Source organism: Paraglaciecola sp. L3A3 (assembly GCF_009796765.1).
Taxonomy (GTDB): Bacteria; Pseudomonadota; Gammaproteobacteria; order Enterobacterales; family Alteromonadaceae; genus Paraglaciecola.
This window is the reverse complement of record NZ_CP047023.1, coordinates 338,715-357,113: the sequence shown is the minus strand read 5'-3', so window position 1 is coordinate 357,113 and position 18,399 is coordinate 338,715. Positions and strand designations below refer to the sequence as shown.

Sequence of the window (18,399 nt, the reverse complement as noted above, 5' to 3'; positions counted from 1 at the left end):
TCATTAAAGCTATGATACCGCGACTTAGCTAAACATAAACAGTTGGTCCCAGTTTTTATCTAAAATATTTAATCCCTGCTGAAGGGGCACCGCTGAGTATGACTGCTCAACTAATATGACTAATCCCAAACGTACTAGTTTAGCTAAAGCATCCTCGATTTCGAAATCAACATTCAAGTTAAATTTTTCAAAAAACCATGTCTCGATACATTTATCTAATTCACCGCTTGTCATTGGGCTAGCTTTAGTCAGCAAAAAATAATATGCCAATATTGCTTCTTTACATTCTTCCTCTTCAGCTGAATCAATTAAATGATGAAACACTCCACTGTTGTTGTCCAAATTTTTAAAATATAGATTATCTGTTAACGCTTTCATAAAGCTTAATTTTCTATTTTTAAATTTAGTCCACTCTTTAAAAATAAAACCACCTAATACCCCTAAACCTGCACCTAACACCACTAATTGTTGACTGCCTATTGTCACTTCTTTATTAGATAACCCTAACCAATAACTAATCAAAGTCCCCAATAAAACTAAAGAAGCCCCTAATTTAGTGACTAACACGACCGCACCGCCGACTACAGCAGAGCCACCAATAATAGCTTTATCTATAGTGCGCATCCTTACTTCACTATTGGGAAACAACATTTCCAGATCTGCTTTAGGGATGTTTTGAAATAACTTGATAACAGTAGAACCAGGTTCAAAGTTATTTACCTGCCGATTAATTTTGCTAAAATAATCGGCATCTTTAAATTTAATGTACACAGCCACTTTATCGTAATTGGTAAAGTTTACTTGCTGCTTTTTTAGCCCCCAAAACTTACTAAGTACTTCAGTGCGTTGTTGCTCACCTCTTCGATAAAACACCACTTCAGCAAAATCATCAAATTCCACCGCTAAACGAACTTTAAATAAAGACTCTTCATTTAATGCTTCTTGTAAATCGGTTTCTGTTACTTTTTCAAAATTTGCTGCGTTTAAAACCTGAATAAATGTATTCGAGAACTGTTGTTGTTTTTGTTGCAGAATTTGAGGGTTATCAGCAGCAATAGCTATGGTGTCTGAATTAGGGTCAAAAGGAGCATAATTATCTTTCAATATTTCTAATTTTTGGTGGTACTCAAAGTGTAATGTACTGACCAATAACTGACAAAAACTACTAAACTGTTGTTTTTGTTCATCAGATAATTGGTTTTCATTAATGCAAGCTTGAACCACATCCGCTTTACGTATGGGAATAAATCTATCTTTTTGGCTATTAATTAGCATAATTTTCCTGGAATCTATATTTCAGCAAACTAACTTGCTCTTTAAGTTTGTTGATCAAGCTCATTAATTGTTAAATTTATGTTTAACATGATGAAGATTTTGCAACATTCCTGACAATAAACTACAAACATAAGCATAATAAAAACACATTTATGAAAAATAATGTAATTAAACAAAGCATTGCATGGAGTAACTGATAGAAATCGCATATAATTTGACCTTTGAAACCGTGCCGGCTTCGCCTTAAATAATTGTATTACCGATTTTCGAAATTGTATTACCGATTCAAATAATGCTGTGCCTGCCAGTACCCTGGGAAACTTGATGACAACCACCACATCTGAAATAACATTTAGAGATTTAAACCTACCTGAAGAACTGCTGCAAGCATTAGAAAAAGTCGGCTATGAAAAACCAACACCTATTCAAGCACAGTGTATTCCACTTATTATCGACGGCCATGATTTATTAGGAACCGCACAAACCGGTACCGGTAAAACCGCTGCTTTTGCTTTACCAATGTTAGCCAACATTGATCCTGATGATAAAAACACTCAATTATTAGTATTAGCTCCTACTCGTGAGTTAGCTATTCAAGTAGCTGAAGCATTCCAAGTGTATGCAAGCTTCTCGAAAAAAATTAACGTATTACCTATTTATGGTGGTTCATCTTACGACAACCAAATCCGTCAACTAAGACGTGGAACACAAGTTGTTGTTGGAACACCTGGTCGTGTAATCGATCATATTAAAAAGGGTACCCTTAAACTTGATAAACTGAAGTTTTTGGTACTTGATGAAGCCGATGAAATGTTGCGTATGGGCTTTATTGACGACGTAGAATGGATTTTAGGTCATGCACCTAAAGAGCGTCAAACTGCTTTATTCTCAGCCACTATGCCTGAGCAAATTCGTAAAATAACTAAACGTTATTTGAATGATCCTAAACAAGTTAAAATCGAATCTAAAGTGGCTACCGCTAGCACTATTCGTCAGCGTTACGTCCAAGTAGCTGGCCATCACAAGATGGAAGCATTGACCCGTATCATGGAAGTAGAAACTTTCGATGGCGTAATTGTTTTTGTGCGTACTAAAACTGCCACTATGGAATTGGCTGAGAAACTATCAGCTCGAGGTTATGCAGTTGAACCGTTAAATGGTGATATTCCGCAGAACTCTCGTGAGCGTACTGTTGACCGTTTGAAGAAAGGCAAAATTGACATTTTAGTGGCAACAGACGTTGTAGCCCGTGGCCTAGACGTTGAACGTGTAAGCCATGTTATTAACTTCGATGTGCCATACGATACTGAATCTTATGTTCACCGTATTGGTCGTACAGGCCGTGCTGGTCGTCAAGGTGATGCGATATTGTTTATCTCTCATCGTGAAAAACGTATGTTATTTTCAATTGAAAAAGCCACTAGGCAAACAATTGATGCTATGACTATTCCTTCAATTTCACAACTAAACGAAACGCGCTTAAGCCGTTTCAAAAACAGTGTAATTGAAGCTATGAGTGACTCATCAATTGAAACCTTGATCCCGATTGTAGAATCGATTCAAGCAGAAACAGAAGCGGCACCAGAAGTAATTATGGCTGCATTAGCTAAAATTGCTCAAGGTGACGAGCCACTTATCTTAAGAGAAAGTGACCGCCCTGACCTAAATTCACGCCCACCAGCACGAAGTGATCGTGGTGATAGAGGCGACAGAAACGACAGAGCTCCTCGTGGAGACAGAGGTGGTCGCGGTAACGATAGACCTAAACGTGAACGTAAGTCAGGTCCTCCTAGTGAAGGTATGCAACGTTACCGTATAGAAGTCGGTCATACACATGGCGCTAAACCAGGTAACATTGTTGGTGCTATCGCTAACGAAGCTGATATCAGTAGTAAAAATATTGGTTCTATCGAAATTTATGACAATTTCAGCACAGTAGACTTACCTAAAGATATGCCTAAGAAAACCCAAGACGTGTTAACAAAAACGCGTGTTGCAGGCAGAAGTTTAGGTTTACGTGAATGGTCAGATCAGCCACCTAAAAAACGTGGTAACCCAGCTAATCGCGATTAATCAGTTAGATTAAATGATACAGGGGCTACTACTTGTAAGTAATTAGCCCCTTTTTATTGCCTGTATTTATTTCCAACTAAGTTTTTATTATACCAACCGTTTATCCGCGTTTTTGTAAGTTCGTCATATAAAAATTCTAGCCTTCTTTTTATTTTTTAATCTACACAAAATCCTTAAACAACGGAAAAATTATTGAACTATCTAGACGACAAGGCACTGCGTTTAAAAAACATATGTCTTTATAGCATTCACTACAGGCAAAGACTCTTAATAACCAAAAAACATATATTTGTAGTGAAAGACTGTTTATTCACTCGAGAATAAAAGGCAAAATGTTTATGACTTCCATTTCTTTAGAGCCCAGATGAAATATTTCCCAATTTTTTTAGATACCACCGATTTATCTTGCCTAATTGTAGGCGCGGGCGAAGTAGCAGCACGTAAAGCTGAGCTACTGCTGAAAAGCTCGGCAACTATAACAGTTGTTGCACCTTGGGCTTGCGATACCATTCTCCGTTTGGCAGCAGAAAATAAAATTAACTTTATTAATAAAGAATATGAAGAGACAGATCTCACCGATAAACAAATGGTATTTGTAGCAACCAGTGACAGTCCACTTAATGTGACCATTCATGATCAAGCAAGAGCTCACAAAATATTAGTTAACGTGGTAGACAATACACCTCTTTGTCAGTTTATTACGCCCTCTATTGTAGATCGATCTCCTATTACCATAGCCATTAGTAGTGGCGGTGTTGCCCCCGTTTTATTACGTTATTTAAGACAAAGATTAGAATCTCTGATCCCACATAAAGTGAGTTTATTGGGACAGTTTTCAGAAAAGTTTCGTGAATTAGTCAAACAACGCCTTAGCACAGTCACAGAGCGGCGCTACTTTTGGGAAGATGTACTAGAAGGTGATATTGCCGAAAATGTGTACCAAGGCAATTTAACTAAAGCAGAACAAAAGCTGATTGCCAAACTAGATAAACAAGAAGGACAAACAACTCCTGGTGAAGTTTACCTAGTAGGTGCCGGGCCTGGCGATCCTGAACTACTGACATTCAAAGCCTTACGTCTGATGCAAAAAGCTGATGTAGTGGTTTATGACCGCTTAGTATCGCCAGAAATATTAGAAATGGTCCGTAGAGACGCAGAAAAAATCTATGTGGGTAAAGCCAAAAGTGATCACGCAGTACCACAAGAGCAAATCAACGATTTATTAGCCAGAAAAGCCCTAGAAGGTAATCGTGTGGTCAGACTTAAAGGTGGTGATCCCTTTATATTTGGTCGAGGTGGTGAAGAAATCGAAACTCTTATCGATCAAGGAGTAAACTTTCAAGTGGTGCCAGCTATTACTGCAGCTAGTGGTGCTGCCAGTTATTGTGGCATCCCTCTGACCCATAGAGACCATTCGAAATCAGTAGTATTTGCTACTGGGCACCTAAAAGACAACAGTATTAATTTAAACTGGCAAGGTTTAGCTCAACAAGATCAAACTATCGTCTTTTATATGGGATTAACTGGCTTACCAATTATTTGCGAAAAACTGATTGAACACGGACTCGCCTCAACCACACCAGCAGCAATGATCCAATCAGCCACCACACCAAGACAAAAAATTGTCACTGGTACACTCGAAAATATTCAACAAAAAGCAGAAGAGGCTGGTATTCGTCCCCCGACCTTAATTATTGTCGGTTCGGTAGTCAGTTTACATAACAAACTTAATTGGTTTAATGAGAAATAAACAGGGTATTTTAAACACCCTATTGCCTTTGCAAATAACTAAGTGTTTACTATAAGTAATGTACATTTCAATCTAATATAGTAGGGATATCTTATTAGTAATTTATTTCGAGCCACTAGACATATGCAAAAAACACACATACTACTGCTGAGTTTGGTGGTGGTATGTTCATTACTTTTACACTTCAATTTCGAGCAACAGCTCAACCAATTACAAAATCAAACATCCATTAGTTTAAGCTCTTTACAATACCTTTACTGGGGCTTTATTGGACTGTTATGTGTGGTTTTATTACTGGAATCCATTTTCATCATTACCCCCCTTTTTAAACAAATACAAATTGCCAAAGCAGACCTACAAAACGAAACCAATCATGACCATTTAACAGGTTTATTAAATCATCATTCTTTTGCTGTTATAGCACAACAATCCATTGCAATGAATCAAAGGTATAAATGGGATTTATCTGTTATTAGATTTGAGATAGATCAATTTAAATCCATTAATGACGATTACGGCAAGCATATTGGCGATACAGTAATAATAGATGTCGCGACTACGATTGAAAATAATTGTAGAGAATCAGATTCAATTTTTCGGTTCAATAGAGAAGAGTTTATTGTACTTTTACCACAAACCAATAAAAATGACGCATTAAAAGTCGCGATGAAGATCCATAACAAAATTTCTAATGCGCCAATATTTTGCGATGGCCTAATTATAGAAGTCAGTACCTGTGGTGGCGTAGCGCAACTACAGAAAGGTGAAGTGAATATAGAAAACACCTTAAAACGTGCAGACGCTGGATTACAAGAGGCAAAAAAACAAGGTAGAAATGGCATAATACTTGGGGAATACTAAAAGCTGAGAACAACATAATGGCGCAATTAAGCGCCATTGTTATCAACAATAAAAACACGAGTTTTTATTTCACTTCACCAACCACTAACAACTTATTGCCAATCATATCAGATAACACTTTTTCCGTTCCGTCACGCCATCTAACTTTAATTGAATTGGCTTTTGTATCTGCACCTAAACCAAAGTGCGCAATATTTAGTACACTCTGAGAATGGCTGGCACTAGTTGAACCAATCAATTTATATTGAATAGATGAATCAGTTTCAACAAATACTTTAGCACCGAGAGGATCTAAGCCACTTTCAGAATAACCGATACGTATTAGCAAGTAATTAGAAAAATCTGTAATTTTGATATCATTACGGTACATATGCCACTTACCGTTATCATCATCACCACTTAAAATATCAATTTTACCATCTAAATTGTAATCAAAAGCGGTGCCCATATCCCCATGAGAGTCTTGGCCTAATTCAGATACTGCACCATGCTCAAGTGACATAGAAAAAGTATTGTCCCCCTGATTAAGTAATAAAACATCAGAAATACGTTCTTTTAAACCACCAAACCTGTAAACAAAGAAATCATTATTACCGTCGTTATCAAAATCACCGGTAGTCACCCCCCAATTATTTGTCATCACTTCTTTAGGTAATACTGAAGATATATCAGTCAGCTTTCCGCCATCATTTCTCAGTAATACATCGGGTACCGCAAGGTCTTGGGGCACCCAATCGGCTTTATAATTATTTAGGCCTATCACTGACGCTCTCAAATCCCAGGTTAAATTGTCAGCTAATAACCATTCCATTCGCCATTCCCCCCGCCCTATATAACCGACATACCAACCAGTATCTGTTACTTCTTCAGGGAAACCAGCCGCCTGTGCTTGAGTCACCACCTTGGCATCTTTAGGGGTCTCTAATGGTGCCTTGTTTTTACCCAAAAAGACTGGCATAGAATCTAGCAGGTTAGCTCGTGGAAAATGAGAAAAATCAGTCAAGGTTATATCCCCATCTGCAAAAAAAGTAATGCCGTCATGGCTTTTGTTACCTTCATCACGCAAATCTAAACGGCCTAAGGCCTTATTAAAAGACACACTATTATTAGCAATGGTGTAATACAACTTCCCTCTAGCTAAGTAATAATCTAAGTCTCCATCATTATCGATATCGGCTTGTGCCACAGAAATAGTGCCATGATAATTATCGCTGTCAGTAGGGAATAATTTGTCTGTTACATCTGAAAAACCAAACTCACCGTTACCTTGTAATAAAACGCTTTTAGCGTAGCTATTAAAAGCAAATAAGTCTGGAATGTTATCGTTATTGAAGTCTGTAATTAATACCCGCTCAGAATCAATTTCTTCAAAAAATGGGCTGGGCACATAGGTAAAAGTACCGTCTCCATCATTTGAAAAAAGTATATTTCTGGGGGCCTTTTCATTTACCATTTTTTCGGCGTTGATTTGCAGAAAATCCAGATCACCATCATTATCTATATCAACCCAACGTACTGTTCTGCCTCTAGCCCCCATTTCCGAAATACCAGCTTCAATAGTTGCATCAACAAAAGTGCCATTATCGTTTCTCAATAAACGTTGAGGTTGTGGCGTTAGGCCGTTACCTCCCCCTAAAGAGATTAATATATCGTTATCACCATCTAAATCATAATCGCCCGCTGACATCCCATGTAAGTCTGCTTTTTTAAATATATCCGGTTGTTTAGTGTAAGTATTGTCACCATTTGCCATATATAGCTGGATCGGTGTTGTATCATGATTGGTTAATAAAAAGTCATAATAACCATCGTTATTAATGTCAGAAACAGACGGTCCACCGTACTTCCATTTACGTTCGGTTTCTAAACCAATATGTTCAGATACATCTGTAAATCTAGGTGTTTGTTTTAATATTGTTTGAACTGATGTGTCATTATCTATGGCTCCACAACCCATTTGCGTGACACAAAATGCGCCGAGTAATGCAGTTTTAATTAATCTAACTTTCATACCTATATACCTAATTTTAATCCTACTACAACAAAAAGCGGCAGATAAAAATCTGCCGCTGATATTAGCGATATTGTTCTTTAACTATAGATAACAGTTTACGCTTTACGTCGAAAGCCAAATAAGGCGAGACCTACAATAGCAAATAAACCTAATGTAGCTGGCGCAGGTACCTCAGATACAGAAGCAACAACATCAACATCCGCTTGTACTGCATCAATTGGACCGGCTCCAAAAAAATTTTCAGCCAATAAATTAGTTAATACAAAGTCACTCACACCTGTGCCTATTGCCGTTAAATCAAACTTCGCAATGGTAAAATCACCACCGGCAAAAAGGTCAAAACTAACGAATGAAAACGCAGCACCAAATGACTGTGCACTTAAAAATGTCCCAAACGAGTCGGCAGCGAATAAATCACCACCTAACGAAAATTCATCCAATGAAAACAAACTAGTATCAAATTCAAGATCTAGATTCAAAACATCAAAGGCATCGAAGCCTGAACCCAATACAGTGACTTCAACCACATCACTTACATTGTCTGCATCAAGCTCGACACTGATCACACCGGCGTTGGCCTGTAAGCCAACAAATAACGCTAAAGCTACAATTAATTTTCTCATGATTATTTCCTACTCCTAATAATATTTAATTGATTACTCCACAGCGCAGCGGCTGCGGGTACAAACTGCCATCATGGCTCTTACATCTAACACATTGACTACACCGTCTTCACTTAAGTCAAACGCCATATCAATATCTTGTCGAGATTGAACGGCACTAGTCATCGCTCTTACGTCGTCATAATCCACATCTCCGTCACCGTCCCAATCACCTTTCACTGATGCCCCAGGCAAAATATTGATACCTGATACAGGAATGTTGTATTCACTGCCATCCGAAGACTGCACTATGACAAACAGAAAATAGAAGTCACCTTCGGGTAAATCGGCACTGGGGGTTACACCTGTTAATGGTATAGAAACATTCGAAACACCAGACTGAATCCCAATTACACTTGCGTCTTCAGCAACTACATCTTTAACAATGCCTGCCCAACCTTTCTTGATGTGTCTTAGGAAGTAACGGATACCATTAAACTTAGTGCCTACCGTGTTACCCGTGCCCATTTCATAGTTCGCGGTAATATCCATAGTGCTACCTACCTCATAATTAGTGGCTTGGTATTTATTCACATCATCCAAAGTAAATGAAGCAGTCACGACACCATGTTCAATATTAATCGGTGCTACACCAGGGATATTATAAGTAGTGCCATCTGAAGACTGAAATTGTGCATATAAAAAGTAGAAATGCCCTTCTGGTAAATCTGCCGTTGGCGTTAACCCAATTAAAGGGATAGATACATTGGCTGTGCCTGATTGCTCTCCAACTGCAGTGGCATCAGCTACAACTACATCACCGAATGTTGTTAACCAGGTTTGATCCATTTCTCGTAAGAAAAAGGTTACTCCTCCCATCTCATTAGTCACTGTTTGACCACCACCCGCTTCAAAATTAGCCACAACGTCTAATGTAGCGTCATTTGTATAGACAGTAGATTTATATTTATTATCGTCATCTAGCTGCAAACCTGGTTTGATAACCACTTCGTCTTGTTCAATTTGAATATGCGCAAGTTGGACGCTTTTTGTTACTTCAGCTGATGAATGAAAACGAATAAACAGGAAATAAAACTCACCATTGAGCAACTCGTCACTAGGTGTTAAACCGTCCAGAGGAATATCAACCGTTGAAGTGCCGCGCTGCTTACCAATAGCACTCGCATCTAACACTTTTATATCAGAGCGTACTGTCCAGTTACTATTCATATGACGAAGGAAGTAGCTCACTCCACCTAATTGATTGGAAATTATTTCTCCTGTACCTGCCTCATAGTGAGTAGTTACTTGCATAACACCGCCCACTTTAAAAACTGTACTTGTGTATTTTGAAACATCGTCAAAGACTAAACTTGCAGCAACAGGCTCCTCAACGGTAATGCTGATTTTTGCAGAAAATCCACCGTCAGTTGAGGTAGCGGTAATATCTACCACACCGGCTTTTATACCTGTAACCACACCTTCAGGTGTAACAATTGCAATACCGTCGTCACTAGAGGCCAAGCTAAAAGTTTGGTCTGTAGCAAAGAATGGAGTAACCGAAGCAGATACCTGAAGTGTTTCACCTACAGCCACAATATTGGCTTCTGATGAAATAAACATTCCTGCGACCGCGCCACCTGCTGGACGTAAATCTTCAGAAAAGTTAAACACCTTCATATTCACACTGGTGATATGACCACCATTGTCAGGGAAAGTAATAGACACTTGATTTGAGGACTTGAGCAATTCATTTGGTATGGGAATTTCTAACAAGCCAAAAAACCTATCACGACCTAATTGATCGTCACCGGTAATCATCACTTCACTACTTAATAATTGACCGTTAACCGACACACTTGGCGACAACGACAAACCATGATCACGACCCACGGCTATACGTAATATTGCTTCGCCATGCTCATTAGTCAGCACATTATTGATTTCAAAGGTATTAGCAATATCTTGACGAATTTCTTTAAAATACTCAGTAGCAAAGTATTTTTTCTCTTCAGAAAGAGCATCAATTTTAATGTCTGTAGAATAAGTATATTCAACAATGATGGTGGCTTCTGGCGCAAGATCAAAGCTATCAACATCGACATCAGCATTAATCACTTCTAGATTTGGCTTATCACCATCTAAATATAAATGCTTAATTTTTACTGACTGAATTGATGCATTGGCCGAGCCGTATTTATGCAACAAAACCTTTTCTGTTTGTTCAGTTAAATTACTTATAATCACATAAGCTTTATCTTGGTCAACATAACTATCGATTAAAATATCTTCATTAGTAGAAAACGAATCGACACGTGTTCCTTTTACATCAGACCACAATTCATAAAATTTAACCATTTCAGTGAAAACCCAGTCATCGCCTTCTTCACCAGCACCTTCTTTAGCTTGGCGTAATAAACGCCAGTTATAAGGAATATCGTCGACGGTTCCCCATAACGCTTTAATTGGCACAAATGGAATAGAAGTTTCCACAGAGTCTGGGCGATCTAAAAACTGTAACAACATCGGGCTGGCAGTTTTTAAGAACCACCAATCTCTAAGCGGTGTCCAAGGGGCCTTTTCCATTGGTCTATTACGGCCACCATACTCAGAAATAAGATGCTCTTTAGTATGCCCCAATTTAATCATTGAATAATGATCTATCATATCTAGGGTCGCTTCGATACGGCTGCCTTTAAAGCGATTAGAATCTTCTAAATCATAAAAGTGGGTAGAGTATACATCCATATATACACCGCTAGTATCAATGAACAATTTCATTCGTTCTTGCCAACGAGCAAAATTTCTTTCTTCAAAGATGGGGAATGCAACGGTGAATCCACCAATTTTCACATCAGTGTTATATTTACGCACGCCTTCAGCAGCATCATTATGAAACTCAAAAACTCTAATTGGGTCGATGGGCTCTTCTAAGCCCAATTCATGAGGTGCATCAGTCACTTGGTATAAAGGTTCGTTGAGTATTTCTAGATATTTAGGGCGAGGATGCCCTTCAGCCCCTGTTAAACCATCAGCGCGGAAAAACTCGTTTACATATTGTCCTAAAAATTCACCAACAGCATCCCCACCATTTGCTTGCCAACCTTCCCCACTACCACAGCATGGAGAGGTTTTACCTAAAAAATGTTGTTTGGGTTGACCACCAACCATTAAATCACCTCGTTCATCATACTTATGAACCGAGGCTTTATTTACACCATAAGCCGTTTCTCTATTTTGCTTACCACGTAAAGCAAGGTCAGTTGAGTCTGCATAACCAAGCCTATTTTCATCTTCTTTAGCTTGGTTAAAGTTCCAAACGCTACCGCCGTTATCTCGGCCAAAATAGACATCTAGATCTTCCATCATATATTTCAATTTATCTTCTTCACCATTCCAATCATTATCGTAAATGGTTGAATGAAGCTTTATGTGTTTAGAACGTTCAAACTTAGATTTTCCGCCAACAGAATGTTTAACATTTAAGTTAACCACAGTTTCTGTTTTAGCAATAGTAGTAAATGGAGTGCTTGCTAATCCTACTGTGACTAACAACCAAGGAATGGCTTTCAACATGGAGTACGCCTCTTTTTAGTAGATTTAATCAGAAGTCACAGTAGGTTTTATATGCAAACCAAACTATTAACTTGTAAAACTACCGAAGCATACATTGTTACCAAAGAATTGTTAACAATGTATATAAGATTATTAACATACTTGAAATAACAGGCTTAATTACACTTAATTTGGACCATATCGCTCAACAATTTCATCAACAAAACGTTGTGCAGAAGCAGGATCCATATTGAAATAAAGTGAAGGTTCGATTAGCTCGACCTCAATCACAACAAATTCAGCCATATGACGGATTAAATCAACCCTTGCGTATAGTACATCTTCAGGTAAAGCGGCTAAACAATGTCTTGCAGTGGTCAACATTAACTCTGTTGGCTGAATAGCTTTGAGCTGGCCTCCATGCTCTTCTTGTACACGAAAGTCACCAGATTTAGGTTTCTTACTAATGGTATGGCTATATTCACCGCCGAAATAAAAAAGTGAGTATTCCCCCTCTTCAATAACCGCAGACAAAAATGGTTGAAGCATAAATTTTCGAGTAGAGAACTCGGCCGTTAATCGCTCTTTTTGTACAATAAGTAAATCAGCTGTTAAACGATAAGTAAAATCAGCACCAGCACTCACTAAGGGTTTAATCACCAACTCTTGGCTATCAAAATGGGCAAAGCTCTGCTGCACCCTTTCATAATCAAAATTATCAAACCACAGAGTGGGGACTATACTCACTCCTTGATTTTGTAATTCACGAAGATAACCTTTACTTATATTCCACTCGACTATTTTTAGACTATTTTCTAACTTGGCAGTTGACGCTTCAATTTGACGCAAACACGTTAGAAATGCAGACACATTTTGTTGATAATCCCAAGTACTACGAATAATCACCAAATCATATTGCTGCCAATCTACTGTTGTATCACGCCAAGATACTTCTTCTGCCAACCATCCTTTAGCTTTAAGCGGCGCAATAAGCATAGAATCGTAGACAAAAAAGTCCTCTAGGTTATCCGTAGTTAATAGTGCACAACGTTTCATAACAACCCCTTAAAAATAATTTAGCAATTATTAGTGCTAATAATAATCGCTAAAAATTACACTATTTTGTGATGAATAATATATATTTTTACAAATGGAAATAGGTATGTGCCTTTACCTACGTTATTATATATGTCGAATAATTAATCTATTGGGCAATAACAATGAAAAAAACATGGATGAAAGGCGCCTTACCTTTTTTGATTATAGCAATTGGCTTTGGTGGATTGACTGCAATCAAAGCTTCAGCAGAAAACGATGAAGATAAAGATGCCGTTGATACACGCCCAACAGTTAAAATAGAAACCGCATTAGCAGAAGATTACCAAGTCAAAATAACCAGTTACGGTGAAGTCAAACCATTAGAAAGCACCATGCTTTCTGCGCAAGTATCAGGCGAAGTCATCAGTTGGCACCCAAACTTTGTGGCAGGTGGTTTAGTACTGCGTGGTGATACTCTTTTTAATATAGAAAAAGACACTTACGAAGCAGCCCTATTACAAGCTGAAGCTAATCTAACCTTGGCTCAATCTCAACTCATTGAAGAACAAGCTAGAGCCGACGTAGCAAAGCGCGAAGCTAAAGGTTTAGCAGCAAGTCAAATTTCCGACTTATACCTACGTAAACCTCAATTACTCAGCGCCCAAGCGGCAGTTAAATCGGCTCAATCTCGCTTAAAAATTGCCCAGCGAGATTTAGACAATTGTGAAATAAAAGCCCCATACGATGCCTTAGTGATTAAACGTAATCTAGGTGTCGGTCAATACGTCAATCAAGGGTCTCAAATTGCTGAAATTTATAATATCGAAACAGCTGAAATTTCTTTCCCTATAGCCGGCTTTGATCGAGAATTCCTGCCATTAGACATAGCCCAAAGAAAAGCAGTTGTTAAAACGAAAGGTTACAGCCCTATTACTCGAGAGGCGACAATAAGTCGTGACTTAGGCGTGATTGACCAGGCTACTCGGATGAGTCAATTAGTGGTGCGGGTTGAGGATCCATACAGTTTGAAGTCATCTCTACCGCCATTAAAGTTTGGGCACTATGTAGAAGTCAGTTTTGCCGGAAAAACTCTCAATCAGGTTTACCGTTTACCGCAAGCATTAGTTAACAACCGCATTATCTGGGTGTTAGACGAGGAACAACAAATGCAACCTAAACGGGTGGAAATACTCCGTGAAGAAGGCGCTTACTTTTTAATTAGTGAAGGCTTACAAAATCAGGATAAATTGATTACAACATTACCTGAATACCCACAAAAGGGCATGAAAGTTAAAATTGCTGAGCCAGAAAAAGACTTAGTTGTTCAACATTAATTAAAGGCATCAATCATGAATAATGAAAATGGAAACGAAAATACTCATGCCCTTGTTGAAGAGTCTATAGTTGAAGAGCCAAAACAAACTGGGTTGATCGCATTTTTTGCCAACAACTCAGTGGCAGCCAACTTAATGATGGCTTTCATTCTTATAATGGGTACATTTAGTTTTGTCACCATTCAAAAACAAATGTTTCCTAACATTGAAATTAACTATATCAATGTCAGTGCAGTATATCGTGGAGCCTCACCACAAGAGATTGAAGAAAGCATCTTAATTAAAATTGAAGAATCACTAAAAGATATCACTGAAATTAAAAAAGCAGTTTCTCGTGCCTACCGTGGCAGCGGCTCGATTAGTTTAGAAATTGAAAAAGACGAAAAATTAACTGACGTTTTAGATAAGGTTAAAGCTAGAGTAGACAGTATTGCTACATTTCCTGCTGGTATGGAACCTCCTACTATATCTCAAGCAGAATTTCGTCAAGATGTAATCGAAATGTCTCTGGTCGGCGATATCCCTATCACTGAACTTAAACCTATCGCTAAACAACTAGAAGATGAGTTATTGCAGCTAGGCAATGTATCTATAGTCAATGTAGACGCACCTTTAGATGAAATTGCGATTGAGATCGATCCCGATACATTACGCAAATATAACCTAACCATTAATGATGTGACTCAAGCAATTAGAAGACACTCTGCAAATATCTCTGCCGGCCAACTTCGCACTGATTCAGGCATCATAGCAGTTAGAGTAGAAAATCAATATTACAACGGTGACGAGTTCCGTCACATACCAGTAAAAATTGGTGAAAATGGCGCCAAAGTCTTTTTAGAAGATGTGGCTTTAATCCAAGATGGATTCACCGAAGGTAAACGTTATTTTAAATATTCTGGGCAAAATGCCATCTTTATGTCAGTCAAAGCCACAAAAGACCAAAGTATGGTACCGGTAGCTGAATCAGTGCATAAATATATCGAAGCCAGAAACAAAACACTGCCTCAAGGATTAGAGTTAAAAGTATTAGTCGACATGACTTTTTACCTCAACGCCCGGCTAGAAATGATGCTTAAAAACCTAGCACAAGGTGCGTTATTGGTCGCCTTTATGCTAACCATATTTTTGCGTTTCAGATTAGCTTTCTGGGTAATGCTGGGCCTACCTGTTTGTTTCTTAGGGGCGGTAATGATGATGCCAATATTTGGCATTACTATCAATATTATATCTTTATTCGCGTTTATTATGGTGCTAGGTATAGTGGTGGACGATGCCATTGTTATAGGTGAATCAGCTTACAACGAAATAGAATCAAAAGGCGGCGGCGTAGAAAATGTAGTACGTGGAGCTAAACGAGTTGCAACCCCTGCCACATTTGGGGTGCTAACAACTATCGCTGTTTTTGCACCTTTCATTTTTTCGAAAGGTCCTGAAGGGGCATTTTTCATTAATATAGCGACTGTAGTTATATTATGTTTAATCTTTAGTCTAATTGAGTCCAAGTGGATATTACCTGCTCACTTAGCGCATATGAAATTCACACCTATTAAAGAGACCAGTTGGCGTGCCAAATTTAACAAAAGCTTTTTTGCTTTTGTAAATGGTCCATATAAAAACTTTATTATTCGCTGTATCGAATGGCGTTGGTTGGTATTCGCCACTTTTATTGCTGTTTTAATGATCAGCTGGGGACTGATTGCCGCCAACTACGTGCGCACAGTACCTCAGCCTAAAGTCCCCCATGACTTTCCAGGTATCAGCATAGAGATGAACGATAACGTCTCTGATGACACTACCATCAATGCTTTAAAAACCATTGAAGCTATGGTGCAAGAAGTAGAACGCAAGGTAATAGATGAATATGGTAGCCCTATGTTGCAAGACATTATGGTATTTAATCAAGGTCGTACCAAAGCTCGCTTATTAGCTCCGTTAGTCCTTGAAGAAGACAGGCACTTTAATGCCTTTGAATTAGCCAGAAAATGGCGCGAAGCAATGCCTGTCATACCTGGTATGAAATCCATTACTATTCAAGACAGTATCAATGGCGGTGGCAATGGTAACGGTGAATTTGGTTATATGTTATTTGGTGCTGATATCAATATGCTAAATGCTGCAGGCCGCGAATTTATTGCGATGTTACAACAACAGAAAGGTCTGTTTGATATTAGCTCTTCGATAGATCCTGCCAGTAAAGAAATTCAAATTGACCTATTACCAGTGGCTTATGATCTAGGATTAGATTTAACCACAATCGCCAATCAAGTAGGGGCTAGTTTCTTTGGTGGAGAAGCACAAAGGGTTATCCGCAGTGGCGAAGAAGTTCGTGTCATGGTTCGTTACCCTAAACTTACTCGAGAGCGATTTGCCGAATTAAAATATGCCGTCATTTCTACCCCAAGTGGGCAAGAGGTTATGTTAGGTGATGTCGCTACATTGACCGAAAAACCAGGTATTAATCATATTCGCCGTGAAGGTGGGTATAGAAGTGTCTATGTATACGGTTCAATTGACGAAGAAGTAGTCGAACCTAATGCCGTAATAGAAGAAGTTAAGAAAAAACTATTACCACAACTCCAATCCAAATTCCCTGGAGTTAAATCTGAACTAGGCGGAGCGATTGAAGAATTGCAAGCTCAACAAAATGAACAAATTGTGTTTTTTATAGCAGGCATGTTATTTGTGTACATATTGTTAGCTGTGCCACTAAAAAGTTATGGCCAGCCATTAATTATTATGTCGGTCATACCTTTTAGTTTTACCGGAGCAATCTGGGGGCATTATTTTTTCAGTCTAGATCTCAGCATGATGTCCGCATTTGGCTTAATCGCTGCGGCTGGGGTGGTGATTAACGACAGTTTGGTGATGACAGACTTTGTTAACCAAAGGCGGAAAGATGGTTATTCGATTTTAGAAGCGGTAACCGAAGCAGGGTGTGCAAGGTTTAGGGCTATCACTTTAACTTCAATCACTACCTTTGCCGGTGTATTACCTATTATGTTTGAAACCAGCTTACAGGCGAAATTTGTCATCCCGATGGCAGTGGGCTTAGGTTTCGCTGTGTTATACGCCACTATGGTCACCCTAATATTAGTACCTTGTTTATATATGATATTAGAAGATCTGAACAAACGTTTTGCAGGGTTCTTTAGATTACTCGCTTGGCCAGTTCGTCGGCTAAGTAAAGCAAAAGCATAAGACTAAAAAAGCGCCGATACGGCGCTTTTTTAATGTTCGTATTTTATAAAAACTTAATCTTCATCTGCAAGAATATTTATTTTGCCACTGGTTGTATTGATGAGTTCAGCCTTTAAGTCATTAAATTCACTCGTAGCGACGTCAATACAAGTGACGACGTTTGCTCCATATTCAGACTGAGTATTTTCCACATCATATCGACCTATTAAACGCGAAACAGCCCCTTCAAACTCATAATCATAAATGAACTTGAGGTGACTTCTGCTGACTTTAATTTTAGTCGGCATATCGACCAGCACTTGAGCAACTGCATCTGAATAAGCCCTTTGTAAGCCACCCGTGCCCAATTTTGTACCACCAAAATAGCGCACCACAGCCACCACAATATCGCCATAACCACTATGTTCAATCACTTTTAACATAGGCATACCCGCTGTACCACTAGGCTCACCATCATCACTCATCGAGCGAACCGTAGTGTTAGGCGCACCAGCAATATAAGCCCAACACACATGGCTAGCTTGTGGATGTAGCTCTCGTAAAGAGCGAACAAAATCATCGGCTTCTTTTCTAGAGCTCGCGTTATTAGCTAAGGTTAGAAACTTGCTGCGTTTGATTTCTAACTCTACTTGCCAAAGTTCTAGAGGCACTGAATAACTTAACTCAACTTTATTTTTCATGCTAATTCACTCAGTA

The 18,399-nt window shown here is 38.6% G+C and carries 11 protein-coding genes; 5 read left to right on the top strand and 6 right to left on the bottom strand.

Annotation, left to right across the window (positions count from 1 at the left end):
- Positions 1–24: 24 nt before the first annotated feature.
- Positions 25–1,275: a TMEM143 family protein gene (locus tag GQR87_RS01455; protein ID WP_158965827.1), complete on the bottom strand. Its 1,251-nt coding sequence runs from the start codon at positions 1,273–1,275 to the stop codon at positions 25–27.
- 324 nt (positions 1,276–1,599) lie between these two features.
- Here GQR87_RS01455 and GQR87_RS01450 point away from each other — a divergent pair, with 324 nt between their 5' ends.
- The 3 genes from GQR87_RS01450 (at position 1,600) to GQR87_RS01440 (ending at position 5,959) form a co-directional block, all read left to right on the top strand.
- On the top strand, positions 1,600–3,348 hold the full coding sequence (locus GQR87_RS01450) for a DEAD/DEAH box helicase (RefSeq protein WP_158965825.1): 1,749 nt from the start codon (positions 1,600–1,602) through the stop codon (positions 3,346–3,348).
- A gap of 364 nt (positions 3,349–3,712) precedes the next feature.
- The gene (gene cysG, locus GQR87_RS01445; RefSeq protein WP_158965823.1) at positions 3,713–5,098 is read left to right on the top strand and encodes a siroheme synthase CysG; all 1,386 of its coding nucleotides are present in this window, start codon (positions 3,713–3,715) and stop codon (positions 5,096–5,098) included.
- Between the two features lie 123 nt (positions 5,099–5,221).
- Positions 5,222–5,959, top strand: a complete 738-nt coding sequence (locus GQR87_RS01440; protein ID WP_158965821.1) for a GGDEF domain-containing protein — start codon at positions 5,222–5,224, stop codon at positions 5,957–5,959.
- A 64-nt stretch (positions 5,960–6,023) separates the two neighbouring features.
- Here the strand turns inward: GQR87_RS01440 and GQR87_RS01435 are convergent, their stop codons facing one another.
- The 4 genes from GQR87_RS01435 to GQR87_RS01420 all read right to left on the bottom strand — a co-directional run bounded on the left by GQR87_RS01435 (position 6,024) and on the right by GQR87_RS01420 (position 13,186).
- Positions 6,024–7,970, bottom strand: coding sequence for a CRTAC1 family protein (locus GQR87_RS01435; protein ID WP_233267371.1), 1,947 nt, complete (start codon positions 7,968–7,970; stop codon positions 6,024–6,026).
- Between the two features lie 98 nt (positions 7,971–8,068).
- Complete coding sequence (locus GQR87_RS01430; RefSeq protein ID WP_158965819.1) at positions 8,069–8,596, bottom strand: PEP-CTERM sorting domain-containing protein; 528 nt, start codon at positions 8,594–8,596, stop codon at positions 8,069–8,071.
- 33 nt (positions 8,597–8,629) lie between these two features.
- On the bottom strand, positions 8,630–12,151 hold the full coding sequence (locus GQR87_RS01425) for an Ig-like domain-containing protein (protein ID WP_158965818.1): 3,522 nt from the start codon (positions 12,149–12,151) through the stop codon (positions 8,630–8,632).
- A 165-nt stretch (positions 12,152–12,316) separates the two neighbouring features.
- Positions 12,317–13,186: a RimK family alpha-L-glutamate ligase gene (locus tag GQR87_RS01420; RefSeq protein WP_158965816.1), complete on the bottom strand. Its 870-nt coding sequence runs from the start codon at positions 13,184–13,186 to the stop codon at positions 12,317–12,319.
- 164 nt (positions 13,187–13,350) lie between these two features.
- On the opposite strand from GQR87_RS01420, the gene GQR87_RS01415 reads away from it, so the two are divergent.
- Together GQR87_RS01415 and GQR87_RS01410 are read left to right on the top strand one after the other, a co-directional pair.
- On the top strand, positions 13,351–14,502 hold the full coding sequence (locus GQR87_RS01415; protein ID WP_158965814.1) for an efflux RND transporter periplasmic adaptor subunit: 1,152 nt from the start codon (positions 13,351–13,353) through the stop codon (positions 14,500–14,502).
- A gap of 15 nt (positions 14,503–14,517) precedes the next feature.
- A complete protein-coding gene (locus GQR87_RS01410; protein WP_158965812.1) occupies positions 14,518–17,703 on the top strand; it encodes an efflux RND transporter permease subunit in 3,186 nt (1,061 codons plus the stop codon).
- A gap of 53 nt (positions 17,704–17,756) precedes the next feature.
- Here the strand turns inward: GQR87_RS01410 and GQR87_RS01405 are convergent, their stop codons facing one another.
- Positions 17,757–18,383, bottom strand: a complete 627-nt coding sequence (locus GQR87_RS01405; RefSeq protein WP_158965810.1) for a YigZ family protein — start codon at positions 18,381–18,383, stop codon at positions 17,757–17,759.
- Positions 18,384–18,399: the final 16 nt, after the last annotated feature.

Coding starts and splice junctions, on each gene's coding strand:
- GQR87_RS01430 (WP_158965819.1), bottom strand. CDS start 8,596: ATGAGAAAATTAATTGTAGCTTTAGCGTTATTTGTTGGCTTACAGGCC.
- GQR87_RS01440 (WP_158965821.1), top strand. CDS start 5,222: ATGCAAAAAACACACATACTACTGCTGAGTTTGGTGGTGGTATGTTCA.
- GQR87_RS01450 (WP_158965825.1), top strand. CDS start 1,600: ATGACAACCACCACATCTGAAATAACATTTAGAGATTTAAACCTACCT.
- GQR87_RS01410 (WP_158965812.1), top strand. CDS start 14,518: ATGAATAATGAAAATGGAAACGAAAATACTCATGCCCTTGTTGAAGAG.
- GQR87_RS01455 (WP_158965827.1), bottom strand. CDS start 1,275: ATGCTAATTAATAGCCAAAAAGATAGATTTATTCCCATACGTAAAGCG.
- GQR87_RS01405 (WP_158965810.1), bottom strand. CDS start 18,383: ATGAAAAATAAAGTTGAGTTAAGTTATTCAGTGCCTCTAGAACTTTGG.
- GQR87_RS01415 (WP_158965814.1), top strand. CDS start 13,351: ATGAAAAAAACATGGATGAAAGGCGCCTTACCTTTTTTGATTATAGCA.
- GQR87_RS01420 (WP_158965816.1), bottom strand. CDS start 13,186: ATGAAACGTTGTGCACTATTAACTACGGATAACCTAGAGGACTTTTTT.
- GQR87_RS01435 (WP_233267371.1), bottom strand. CDS start 7,970: ATGAAAGTTAGATTAATTAAAACTGCATTACTCGGCGCATTTTGTGTC.
- cysG (WP_158965823.1), top strand. CDS start 3,713: ATGAAATATTTCCCAATTTTTTTAGATACCACCGATTTATCTTGCCTA.
- GQR87_RS01425 (WP_158965818.1), bottom strand. CDS start 12,151: ATGTTGAAAGCCATTCCTTGGTTGTTAGTCACAGTAGGATTAGCAAGC.